Origin of the sequence: Lacticaseibacillus rhamnosus (assembly GCF_900636965.1) — a bacterium.
In the GTDB taxonomy this organism is placed as follows: domain Bacteria; phylum Bacillota; class Bacilli; order Lactobacillales; family Lactobacillaceae; genus Lacticaseibacillus; species Lacticaseibacillus rhamnosus.
In genome coordinates this window covers 794,216-806,730 of sequence record NZ_LR134331.1, presented here as the reverse complement: position 1 = coordinate 806,730, position 12,515 = coordinate 794,216, and the positions used below count along the sequence as shown (strand labels likewise).

The following is a 12,515-nucleotide window of genomic DNA, read 5'->3' as shown; positions in this document are numbered from 1 at the left end:
GAAACTATCTTGGATAAACTTTTGCCATGTAGTCACCGATAACCTGCCGCAAGATTTTGGGGAAAAGCAATTCATTACTGCCCATAATCTCGATGGTTGGGAAAAATGGAATGAATAAAAAGTTGTCGACGGTCGCAAACGTATATTGCTTCTCCGGAATCAGCGGCTCACCTTGCCATAAAACCCGCCGCTTCTCCCGATCCACCGTTATCCCGCGATAGCCGATATCGCCAAAAATTTTCCCGCGAAAACTCATCCCGATCATGTGAAAGTGTCGTAAAAACATCCGATTCTTTTCCATTTCCATGATCAGCCGCCAAAGTTCCTTACCACTCAAAGTCACCTTCAGTAAATGCATCGGATGCGGTAAGCAAGCTAACAAATCGGCTTGGGTGACAACCCCGGGGCCAAGAGGGGTCAAAAACAAGCCGGCATTCAAAATTGCAGCATCCGTCTGAGCGGTTGCTGCCACCGCGGCTAAACCAAAATCAAGTAACGGTGAGGGCCGATCGTAGCTAATGGCTAGCTGTTTAGGTAAATGTGCGACTTGCTGTTGTTTTAATAAGGCGATTCCTTTACTTTCATAGCCTTGAATCTCACGTGGATCCGCCGCGGCACTTTGCAACAAAGCCGTTTGAAAAGTTTCGGCTCGCCGCGTTTGAATGTGATGGTCATCATTTAAGGTTAAGGTTATTTTCCCAACATAATGACCATATTTTTCAGCGGCGGTTAACAAAGTGGTGCCATGCAATTCGCCTTCAGGGAGCAAGTGATGCGTGTGCCCACCGATAATGACGTCTATTTGCGGATAATGTTGCGCCAAATGTCGGTCGGCTTCAATGCCTAAATGCGACAAAACAACCAAAACATCATACGAACCCTCCAGCTGCTTAAGTATTGCCGGGAAAACATCCGCCACCGTCTTAACCTGCCAGCCATTCGGTTCATACGTGAGAAAAAACGGTGCCGTAAAGCCCACAATCGCCACTCGGGTTCCTGCTGGTGTCTGCTTCATAACAACCGGTTTTGCCCAGCGTGGTCTGGTCCCATCCGGCTCAAATAAATTGGCAAGTGCAACCGGAAAATTGGCATGATCATATAAATGTTCCAGCACTGCATGCGGATTACCGACGCCTTCATTATTGCCAATGGTTACTGCGTCATAACCGATTTCGTTTAACAATTGAATGTTAATCTGGCCATCGGTTGCCTCGGTTAGTGGCACGGATCGATCCATGGCATCCCCATCGTCAAACGCTAAGACACTAGCTCCTTGCGCTTGCTCAGCCGCCCGTGTTCCTAACATGAATCGCCGAATTTTTGGCCAATTTTCAAAGTGGGAATGCAAGTCATTCGTGTGCAGGATCACCAACTTCTCCACAAGGCACCTCCTTAGACTCCTTGCAACCAGCATCTTTTCAAGGTATTGCTATCAATCCATTCTAATTTCATCCTATGCCCGAAATTGCGACCGGTCAAACCGCTTCTGATCGCTACCGTTCCTTACTCAAAACTGCAACCTTTAGTCGATAAATCTCATGTATTTCAGCTGCCGTCAGTGGCGTCCCGAAAGGCAAATGCGGCACCAGTAAATCGCGCTCCGGTGCATCCACGCCGACGTTGATATTTTCCGCGATGTTGACACTATTGTGATGAATGTGACCATGTAGATTCAGTGTCTGCTTCACAATTCCCATCATCAGCGGATAGTGTGTCATAATAAATTGCGTGTGATCGTCTTTGATAATCGTACCAACCGAATGAAACGTGAACTTAGGCAAACCATTTACGCCCGGGTCATGCCGGTGCAGATATTTGAATAACGATTCATAATCATGATTGCCCTTGATAAAAACAATGCGACCGTGAAGCTGCAATAAGATTGCCAAAACTTCCGGCGGCTGGGGAAAATGCTCCGGATTCATGGCAATGTCGCCCAAATGATACACCACATCCCGATCGTCAACCCGTGCATTCCAAGCTTGAATCATCGCATCGTCCATTGCTTCTACAGATGGAAAAAGTCGCGGTGCAAAGTCATTATCACCTAAAAGATCCGCGTGAAAAAAGTGGGTGTCCGCAATAAAGTATTGCATGTTACTCCTTCCGACGATGTGCATGTCTTGTCGCCACAACCCAAGTGGTCATCGGTACCGTTAAGATCACCGCAATAACCGAAATCAAGACCTGCAATAACTCGCCAACGAAAATTTTGTTATTAATCACTTGTGAAAAAGGATATCTAAGGGAAGCAAACCAGATAAACAAAGAGGAAAAACCACCAAAAAAACCGAAGAACAGCGTGTTTAAAGCCGTTCCAATGATTTCATGACCCATTTGTTTAATGCCCGCGCTGCTCGCTTGATCCTTAATTTCATCCATCCCGGCTGCGACCGCAATCGCCGCTTCAGCGATGGCGCCAAGCGTGCCCAGTAAAGTTGTTGCAATCAGAATGTGTGGAAAACTAACCCCAATATACACCGAGAAACCTTCAAGGCTCTCGGAATCTTCCGGCCCGAAACCGGCTGTTTGACTTAAGGTCATGACCACCAAAATCAAACCGACCAGTAACGTCATGATCAATAAAGCAGAAACAAACGCAGGCCCAGCAACATTAAGCTGATTGGTGCTCAAAAAGATCGTTGCCGCTAAAATGATTAAGCCAAAAATAACCGCGACAATAATCGGATTGAACCCGCTGGCCATTAATATCACGACCAAAATCATAAGCAGGGCATTGGCAGCCAAGGCAAAGAAGTTCGCTAAGCCTTGCTTGCCGCCAACGATAAACATCATGACCACTAACACCAAGGCTAGCGCAAGAATCGCGTTCATGCTGTCACCTTCTTAATCTTAGCCATTAACGCCGCTAATCCGCTGGTCACCGGTACTGCCAGGACAATGCCGAATGCGCTAATCAGACTTTGGGCAAAACCAAGTCCCATCACCCAGATAACCGTTTGCGCGATCGAATTATTATTGCGAATCCACAAAACCGACTCCATAAACGTATCGGCGATGAAGATCATGAAAAGCACGGAAATTAAGGGACCCATCACATTCCGTCCAATGGCCATGCCAGCGCGAAATCGTTCTTTAGCCGTCTCGTGAAGCTGGAAAATAGCGACCGAAATATCACTTGCTTCATCAAGCACGGCTCCTAAAGAACCGATAACAACCTGAGCAAAGAACAGCAACTGCGGCGTTTGGGTAGCATATTTGACCTCTTCAAAATGAACCCCATTGTAGTTTGTCATGGCCATAATCCCGTAACCAAGCGCCACTGCCAGTCCGGTCGCCACCAAGGATCCCAAAGAAATAGCAACAGCAATCGCTTTAAATCCGACAATGAAGACAGCCGTTAAAACAGTAAAAACAACCGCTAACCCGACAAATAACCACCAGGCTTGCCACTGTTTACTGCCAATTTCCCATTCAACTGCCGCAAAGAAGATCAGCGTATTCAGCAAAATACTGATACTCGTTAACCAAGCACGCCGTCCCATCACAAGGAAAATCAAACCAAACGTTAGCACCAAAAGCCCCGCCAGAATTGCGTCTCGTTTGACGTTGTTCAATGTGTAGGTGCCTTTATTGACATCCAAAAACACCTGCTCACCAACCCGCAGCTGATTATCCAAGCCGCCGCTAAACGAGTAGGTATTATGCATGGTGACCCGCCGCCCCCGGTTAGCAGTATTCAGCAGCCGAACCTGCACCTGTTGCCTCACCAGACGATCGTGATTCTGGTCTTCATCCTGATGACTCTCGGTCTTGACTACTTTCACGGCTTCGACTCGCCCAATCGGTTTGGTATAAAGGCCGCTATCAAACTGCATGCCGATAAAAACCGCAATTGCCGCTATAAACGGCAGTAGCCATTTACCTATGTATTTCACGCGGACCCCTCGCTTTCATATGCCTTACATTATATAAGTGGCGTCAATCCAACGCAAAATCCCCGACCGGTTTAAACCGGAAGTTCTAAAATGGCGCGCCTACACCCGTAATGATGCTGGACTTCATTTAAAAATTGATATTTTTATTAAAATATTCGGCTGCCATGTACCTTCACCGAGACAAGTGAATGCAGCAGCTAATTAACCGACGTGATTTTGCTTGAGGATCTCATGATAAGCGTCACGAATTGGGCCCTCCGGCTTGTCCCATTCTTCCCAACTCGTTAAATCGGCCGGTGGAAACTCGTAATGTTCATTAATATATTTTTCATAAGTCGTCACGGCCGTCGAATGGGCAATATTCAGTTGAACGATCCGGACCCGCTTAATAAACCCTTTCATCGCGGCTTTTTCGGCACGTCCGTTCATCATGACGTTCCCTAGCTCGAAATAACGACTCCCGTCAAGACGCGTTATTTCCTGAATTAAATCGAAAACCTGATATTTTTCTGCCATTTTCAATTAAGGCTCCTTATTTGATTTCACGAAGTATGGGAAATTGTCCCAGTCGCGTTGCGGTGCTATCTTTGTGGTATGATGTTTTTTTCTGGAAAGGAGCAGCCTGTATGGGCAAACGACTCACACTGATAGTCTTTTTAGTGCCATTATTTCTTCTGCTTTCGGGGTTTACGCTAGTCGGCCACCGTGGTGATCCTTTAAATTATCCGGAAGAGACCTTTCAAAGTTTCGACAGCGCTTTTAACAACGGAGCTGATTACGTTGAGCTTGACGTCCATGAAAGTGCAGATGGTGTGATTGTGATTCAACATGACACCACGATTCAGCGAACGACTGGTGCCAACTTGGCGATCGCGAAAACAAACTTCGCACAACTTCAGCAATATCATACCAAAAATGGCGAACCGATTCACAGCCTAGAGGAACTCTTCGCCCATGAGCAACAAACAAAGCATAAATTCCTGATTGAGACTAAAATTGTAAAAGGTGAACCGCATCCGCATCTAGAAGACAAAGTTGCGGCCCTGATCAAGCAATATCACATGGAAAATCGCGTGATGTTTCATTCATTCTCAGCAGCTAGCCTCAAACGCTTGCAGGCAGTTCTACCAAATATTCCGCGAATTTTGATCGTTGGCTCGCTTAAGCGGATCAACTTTGACGTCTTGACGTACGTGGACGGTATTAATCTAAGTTCCGATTTAGTGACGCCGCAACTTGTCACCCAACTGCATGATCTTGGTAAGAAAGTTTATGTCTGGGATGAAATGAACGAGGATCGGGCGAAATGGACTTGGCTCGTCAATCTCAACATTGATGGCGTCGTCACTAATTACACCAGCCTCGGCCACGAGTTTCAAACGCTTAAGGCAGCTGCTGTCACCACCAGCATCAATGATCTTGGCGCAAACTCAAGCCTTGCTGCACTGCCAGTTTATGAAAATCCTTATCAGCCATTGTTGCGCTCTGAACGGCTGGCACCGCAAACCCCGATCATGATTTCCAGCATGGTTTCCCTCGCTGGCAGTACTTACTATCAAATTGGCGACAATGCGTTTGTCCCTGCCGAAACCATTAACCTTGCCCCTGAAGCCGGTTGGGCAAGTCTTTTTCTCCATCAGCGCATCGTCATCACCAGCCGACACTTTAAGGTACCCGTGCACGCCGATCCCTTACATCAGCAAGCCATTACCGGCCATGTTGGCAATCACAAATGCTACTGGGTATTAGCAGCCCGTTATCAAAGCGGCCAGCTGTATTTAAAAACAAAAATCGGTTGGTTAAACGCCAAAGATTTACAGGTGCTGCCAACCGCCGAGAATATGCATATCTGGCTCACGCTCTATCGCAGCATCCCCGAAAACCAAAAACCGCTCCTTCACTGGGCACTTGGCGACACGGCCTTCGATACACCGCTTCTCAATGCCAGTGTCCTGAACATCGGTTAAAAACTTGAGTTGCTCTATCAATAGGCGCGGCGTCTGTCTTCACTACGCATTATCAATGATCGAGTCATTCATTCGTTTCTATGCCTTAAACATGCTATTCTTAAGGCAACACTAGTAAGAAAGTAGGTTAACCTTATGACCATTAATTGGCAGCAAGAAGCTGAAAAATTGGAACCCCAACTTCTCTCAGATCTAACCACACTTTTGAAGATCAATTCGGAACGTGATACTGACCATCAAACCGATGAGTATCCTCTCGGACCGGGACCGGCCAAAGCGCTTGAAGCATTTTTGACGATTGCACAGCGGGACGGTTTCAAAACATTAAATGTCGACCATGTTGCCGGCCGCATCGAATTAGGCGATGGCGACGAAATCTTTGGGCTTTTTGGCCATGTTGATGTCGTGCCCGCGGGACCAGGCTGGCAAACCGATCCATTTGACCCCGTTATTCGCGATGGCAAGATTTATGGGCGCGGAACCAGCGATGACAAAGGCCCAAGTATCGCTGCTTACTATGCCTTAAAGCTCATTCGCGATCTCAAGTTGCCGATTAATAAAAAGATTCACTTCATTCTTGGTACCGATGAAGAGTCTGACTGGGTCGGTATTCACCGCTATCTCGAAACTGAACCTGCTCCCGACTTCGGGTTTTCACCAGACGCGGAATTCCCTATCATCAATGGCGAAAAGGGGATTGCCAGTTTTGAAATCGTTCAAAAACCAATCGCCGCTGCAACCGCTGATCTAACGTTGAATCATTTTTCCGCCGGTATTCGGCCAAACATGGTGCCACAAGAAGCAAAGGCTGTCATCAGCGGACCATTACCGGAAGCATTTATGACGCAAGCCGAGAAGTGGGCGGCAGAGCAAGAAGTCGCCCTCACCCTGACACCAGGCAACCCGACGACGATTGAATTGATTGGAAAAGGCGCCCATGCCCAAGAACCAAAAGATGGCAAAAACGCCGCAACCTATTTAGCAACGCTTTTGGCCGACTTACCATTTGATCCAGCCGGGAAAGCCTATCTGACCATGATTGCCAACCACCTTCATCTAGACTCACGTGGTCACCATTTAGGGATTAATTATACCGATAAACTAATGGGCGACCTGACCGCAAGTCCGGATATCTTCACCTTTACGCAAGACGGTCCCCAAAGCGTTCTGGTCAATGTCCGCTACCCGCAAGGAACCGATGCAGCCAAAATCCGTGATCAGATTGAAACGGCGCTAGGAGCAGATCAGTACAATGTGGCAGTCAGCGGTCACGCTCAGGAACCACACTATGTATCTGGTGATGATCCACTTGTCAAGACATTGCTTCAGACTTTTAGTGATCACACAGGCATCCCCGGTCATGAACAAGTCATTGGCGGTGGCACTTATGGTCGTATCATCAAACGCGGTGTTGCCTTTGGTGCCCAAATGCCAGGCCAGGAAAATGTCATGCATCAGGCAAATGAATATATGCCGATCAAAGACATTGTGGCAGCAGTCGCCATCTATGCCGATGCAATTAGCCGGTTAGTGAAGTGACTTTGCCCGCTTGATTGCGCTGCGAACACTAACGCCTTGACGCTCTTTAAACTAATCATGCAACCCAAGCGCCAGAAGTCGGCAACTCACGATGTTGCGGTGACTTCTGGCGTTTGTGCGATGCAAATCAGAAAGGAAGCTTATGATGTTTACACCTCATGCTTTAGATCCATGGTTAGACGATCCTCATTTGCGTGCAGCCGTTGCTACTCAAGCAACCGTGACCTCTACCAACACCGTTTTAAAACACGCCGTTCAAAATAACAGTACGGTTCCCCAAATTCTTATTGCCGGTGAACAAACTGCCGGAGTCGGCCGCCATGGCAAACATTTTGCCAGTCCTGCCGATGCGGGGCTTTATCTTAGTTACGCATTCCATCCGCAAATCAGTCAGTCCCTGATCACACCAGCTGCAGGGGTTGCGCTGCAGCAAGCAATTGAAACCCAGTTTGGCATTGTGACCGCGATCAAATGGGTGAATGATCTGCAAAAAGGTGGTCGCAAGGTTGCGGGCATTTTAGCGGAAGCACTCATTGAACACAACGCTGTGGTCTTAGGCATCGGGGTTGATCTTTTTCCGGCTCAATCAGCAGTGCTGCCAACCGATCAGCCGATCACCACGTTACTTGCCAATCAGCCAGATAGCGATCCGCGTCCAGAACTGGCAGGCCGATTTTTAACCAATCTGATGCGTCTATTTGCCAATCCGGAAACCATTATGCCGATTTATCGCGCAAAAGCTGCATGGGTTGGCCGCCGAATTACGGTGAATGGCACACAAAACCCGCTGACCGGAACAATCAGCGGGTTTGATGATAATGGTGCCTTACTGTTACAAACGGCCCAAGGTACCATGGTGGTTACGAGCGGCACCATTCGTTTAGCCGACTAATCAGTTCAGACAGCCGTTAATTAGCCAAGAGTAATTTAGTTAGATCACTAAATTCGTTCAGTTGGTAAGTCGGGGTAATTTGATCGCGATTCGGCTGAAAATGCGGGTTAAACCAGATCGAATCAATCTTACCGTTAATCCCGCCTTGAATATCCGAGGTTAACGAGTCGCCCATAATCAACGTCTCGTTGCGATTAAACCGCGGAATATGTTTAGCAACATAATCAAAGAACGCGACAGTCGGTTTGGGACTACCCACACTATCAGAAACAAAAATATCCTCAAAGTAATCAATCAAGCCACTGGTAGCCAATCGCTGGCGCTGAACCGGCTCAATACCGTTACTAACAATGAAGAGTCGATAATCTTTTAGTGCATCCAAGGTTTCCATAACATGTGGCAATAAGATCGCTTCTTGGTCCAAAAAGTGGTGATAAGTGCGTTCAGCCAAGTGCGGATCAGCATCAATGCGATGATGCCGAAATAGCTTGGCAAACCGCACATCAAAAAGTTCCGGTCTAGTGATACGACCTGCTTCGTAATCGCGCCACAAATTGGCATTTATCTTTAAATAACTCGCTTCAATCCGCGGTGTGTACGTTAATTTCAGCTTGGCAAACATTTTTGCCAGGCTTTTTAATTCCCCTGCTTTAAAATCCAACAAGGTATCGTCCACATCAAACAAAATAATTCGATACATAACCTGCTCCATTCTCTCATTCATGACATATGCTATTAGTCTTACACAATGAAAGTTAAGTCGCAAGAGCGTGAACCGGCGCGCTTAGGAGTCGGAGTGTAAGCGGCCTGGGACGTGATGGCTGGGCTTTGGCCATTGCGCCCCAGGTCCTTACACGCAGACTCCTGCGCCGGTGAACGCGTTTCAGACCAGAGCGTGAACCGGCGCGCTTAGAAATCGGAGTGTAAGTGGCCTCAGACGTGATGGCCGGGCTTTGGCCATTGCGTCTGAGGTCCTTACACGTAGATTTCTGCGACTGTGAACGCGTTTCAGACCAGAGCGTGAACCAGCCCGCTTAGAAACCGGAACATAAGTGGCCTTGAGCGTGATGGCCCGGGCTTGGCCATTGCGCTCAAGGTCCTTATGTGCAGGTTTCTGGGCTGGTGAACGCGTTTTAGAGCAGAGCGTGAACCAGCCCGCACGCGTAAACCTCCCCCTAAAAAACCACCACCCCAAGCCTAACGCTCCTTAGATTCAAACCTCCAAACACCTCACTTGGCACTCCCCATTTACAGCATTAGAATCCGCCCTGTTTTTAAGGTATACTAAGGCGTACTAGACCAAAATTTAAGGTGGGACAAGCACTTGAAAAAGTTCGTCAATCGGGTCAAGACGCTTGGGACTCGATTTTGTCGTTGGTTCACGCAATTCGTGACCCGGCATCCCGATTCCAAAGCAGATACCAATCAACAACTAACGGGTAAAGCTGCCGTTGTCTATTATGGCAACGTCACACTTCAAAGCATCAAAACAACTGTTTACTATTTATTAGGCGTTTTAGGCATTGCTGTCGTGTTTGGCCTCGGCTTGTTTGGCGGCTATTTTGTGTCGATTATTGACGCAACGCCAATTCCAACTGAAACTGCTATGAAAGCAACGTTGTCCAATACCAGCCGCACTTCCAGCATGTATTTTGCCCACAACGTCAAGCTTAGCGATGTTAAAAGCGACCTGTACTCAACCAAAGTCAACCTCAATGAGATGTCGCCATGGCTCACCAAGGCGATTATCGCCACTGAAGATGAAGACTTCTATCGCCACAACGGCATTGTTCCTAAGGCGGTTATCCGTGCGTTCTTCTCCGACTTAACCGGTATGGGCAGTCAGACAGGTGGGTCAACTTTAACGCAGCAAGTGGTCAAAATGATGTTTTTAAATTCGGAGACAACCTTTAAGCGTAAGGCTGCTGAAATTATGCTGGCCCGGCGCTTGAACAATCACTTCAGTAAAAACACCATTCTGGCAACCTATCTCAATGTTGCTACGCTTGGTCGTAATAACAAAGGCCAAAATATTGCCGGAGTTGAAGCAGCGGCGCAAGGACTGTTTGGGGTTTCGGCTAAGGAAGTTAACTTGCCGGAAGCGGCTTTCATCGCTGGCCTGCCGCAAAGTCCATTTGTCTATACCCCTTACACGGCCGATGGTAAATTGAAAACCAGTCTCAAAGCCGGTATCAATCGCCAACAAACCGTCCTCTTCCGCATGTACCGGGCTGGCGTTATCAGCCATCGTCAATATGTTGCTGCCAAATCATTTGATCTAAAGGGTGCCTTTCTCCAGCCAGAAAAAGCAGACCAGGATGATGATGAGTATGGTTATGTCTATAACATGGTACTAAGTGAAGCCAAATCATTGTTAGCCGAGAAATTAGCAAAAAGCGATGGCCATTCTGCAGCAGAGCTCGCAAAAGATAGCGCTTTAAACAATGATTATCTCCGACAGGCAGGTGATCTTTTTGCGTCCAAAAACTATCGCATTAAGAGCACGATTGACAAAGATGTTTATGATCGCATGCAATTTGTCATGCGCGCAACCCGTGATACGTTCGGTCAAACTTATACCAGTAGTCAGATTAATCCGAAAACCGGTGAAACGGAAACCGTTAAATACCCGGTTCAAAACGGATCGGTTGTCCTTGATAATCAAACCGGGGCCGTTCTCGGCTTTGTTGGCGGCGTTACCGGCGAACTCAACCATATTTATACCCTCCGTTCCCCCGGTTCGACGATCAAGCCACTTTTGGTTTATGCCCCTGCGATTGACCAAAAAATTATCGGCTCGCAAACTGCCTTAGCTGATTTCAAAACCAATCTCGGGAACAATTACAGCGTCACTGACTATGGCGGCCAGATCCAAAACCGCTTTATCCCTGCCACTGAAGCACTGGCACAATCCTATAACATTCCTGCTGTTAATCTATATAAACATATCAAGCCATCCGTAAACGTCAAAGCCTACATGGAAAAGATGGGGATCAACACCCTGACCGACAACGACTATAGTCAACTTGGTCTGGCACTTGGAGGTACTGATTACGGGGTCGACGTTAAGGAGCAAGCCAGCGCCTTTTCAACATTCGCCAATCAAGGTGAACATGTTCCCGCCTACGTCATTTCCGAAATTGTCGATCCCTCAGGCCATGCCGTTTATCGCCATCAAGTCAAAAAGACCAAGGTTTTCTCTAAAGGCACCAACTACATTATGAACCAGATGCTCAAAAACGTGGTTGCATCCGGAACTGCGGAAAGCCTGAACTATCAGTTGCGATTTAATACCGATAATCTGATTGGTAAAACCGGGACCAGTAACGATTTTCGCGATATTTGGTTCATCGGCTCAACTCCGGGCATCACGATTGCCAGCTGGATGGGGTACGATAATAGTAATGGCACGAACTATACCCTCACGGAAAATAGCTCGATGACCAATGAAGCATATTGGGCAAAACTGGCCAATGCGGTATATCATACTATTCCTAAAAAATTCAAAGCGGATAAGAAACTAAGTCGACCGAGCACCGTCAAATCCGTCACCGTTGATAAACAAACCGGTCAGCCGGCTGCAAGTCTTTCGTTTAACGGGCACACCTACCGTACTGGCGGCTCAACTGTGACCAGCCTTTATAATGACTGGGAGCCAACCGCCAAGGCCGAGTTTGCAATTGGCGGCAGTAAAGATAATTATCAGCTGTTCTACGATTATCTTGATGGCAAAAGCAATGGTTATGGCCAAGTGTCAGATGCTAACGGCCGCTCCACCGAGGCTAAAAAAGAACATCAGGAAACGCCGATTACGACAGAAACCCCTTCATCAGCAACAGTTTCTAGCAGTCGTACACCTAGCGTAACCGTGCCATCGAGTCAGCAAAACCAACAAGGCACTTCGGAAAATCAACCGAGTGAGCCGCAAACTACCGGTACTGGCGGCAACAATGGCACAACCGGTGGCGGTACTGGCACTGAAGCAGCCACCACCAGTTCTGCACCGACAACAGGCGGTACCACGACTACTCCGCAAACCCCGTCAACTAATACAGGTACCGGCCATTAACTGATTAACTACCGTCTAAGCAATGCGCGGATGGCAGCATTGATCTTTATCATACCAACAAACCAAAAAGCAGATGAACCGCGCCATATATGCGCTGATTCATCTGCTTTTTATCGTCTATGCTTGCTTGGCATGCCGCCAGAATATCG

The 12,515-nt window shown here is 47.6% G+C and carries 10 protein-coding genes; 4 read left to right on the top strand and 6 right to left on the bottom strand.

The window, feature by feature from the left end; all coding sequences use genetic code 11:
• Positions 1 to 4: 4 nt before the first annotated feature.
• The 5 genes from EL173_RS04025 to EL173_RS04005 all read right to left on the bottom strand — a co-directional run bounded on the left by EL173_RS04025 (position 5) and on the right by EL173_RS04005 (position 4,415).
• A complete protein-coding gene (locus tag EL173_RS04025; RefSeq protein WP_014571199.1) occupies positions 5 to 1,381 on the bottom strand; it encodes a bifunctional metallophosphatase/5'-nucleotidase in 1,377 nt (458 codons plus the stop codon).
• Between the two features lie 112 nt (positions 1,382 to 1,493).
• Positions 1,494 to 2,096 (bottom strand): metallophosphoesterase, encoded by a 603-nt coding sequence (locus EL173_RS04020; protein WP_005685560.1) that lies wholly within the window; start codon positions 2,094 to 2,096, stop codon positions 1,494 to 1,496.
• Between the two features lies 1 nt (position 2,097).
• Complete coding sequence (locus tag EL173_RS04015; RefSeq protein ID WP_005685559.1) at positions 2,098 to 2,835, bottom strand: YibE/F family protein; 738 nt, start codon at positions 2,833 to 2,835, stop codon at positions 2,098 to 2,100.
• Positions 2,832 to 3,899: a YibE/F family protein gene (locus EL173_RS04010; RefSeq protein WP_005692042.1), complete on the bottom strand. Its 1,068-nt coding sequence runs from the start codon at positions 3,897 to 3,899 to the stop codon at positions 2,832 to 2,834. Before EL173_RS04010 ends, EL173_RS04015 begins: the two co-directional genes overlap by 4 nt.
• A 201-nt stretch (positions 3,900 to 4,100) precedes the next feature.
• Positions 4,101 to 4,415, bottom strand: coding sequence for a hypothetical protein (locus tag EL173_RS04005; protein ID WP_005685557.1), 315 nt, complete (start codon positions 4,413 to 4,415; stop codon positions 4,101 to 4,103).
• A 110-nt stretch (positions 4,416 to 4,525) separates the two neighbouring features.
• Between EL173_RS04005 and EL173_RS04000 the strand changes: the two genes are divergently transcribed.
• From EL173_RS04000 to EL173_RS03990, 3 genes are all read left to right on the top strand, one after another.
• A complete protein-coding gene (locus tag EL173_RS04000) occupies positions 4,526 to 5,866 on the top strand; it encodes a glycerophosphodiester phosphodiesterase (RefSeq protein WP_014571198.1) in 1,341 nt (446 codons plus the stop codon).
• 135 nt (positions 5,867 to 6,001) lie between these two features.
• On the top strand, positions 6,002 to 7,405 hold the full coding sequence (pepV, locus tag EL173_RS03995) for a dipeptidase PepV (RefSeq protein WP_005692039.1): 1,404 nt from the start codon (positions 6,002 to 6,004) through the stop codon (positions 7,403 to 7,405).
• A 145-nt stretch (positions 7,406 to 7,550) separates the two neighbouring features.
• Positions 7,551 to 8,297, top strand: a complete 747-nt coding sequence (locus EL173_RS03990) for a biotin--[acetyl-CoA-carboxylase] ligase (protein ID WP_014571197.1) — start codon at positions 7,551 to 7,553, stop codon at positions 8,295 to 8,297.
• A gap of 16 nt (positions 8,298 to 8,313) precedes the next feature.
• Here the strand turns inward: EL173_RS03990 and EL173_RS03985 are convergent, their stop codons facing one another.
• Positions 8,314 to 8,997, bottom strand: coding sequence for a YjjG family noncanonical pyrimidine nucleotidase (locus tag EL173_RS03985; RefSeq protein ID WP_014571196.1), 684 nt, complete (start codon positions 8,995 to 8,997; stop codon positions 8,314 to 8,316).
• Positions 8,998 to 9,621: 624 nt separating this feature from the next.
• Between EL173_RS03985 and EL173_RS03970 the strand changes: the two genes are divergently transcribed.
• Positions 9,622 to 12,366, top strand: a complete 2,745-nt coding sequence (locus EL173_RS03970; protein WP_014571194.1) for a transglycosylase domain-containing protein — start codon at positions 9,622 to 9,624, stop codon at positions 12,364 to 12,366.
• Positions 12,367 to 12,515: the final 149 nt, after the last annotated feature.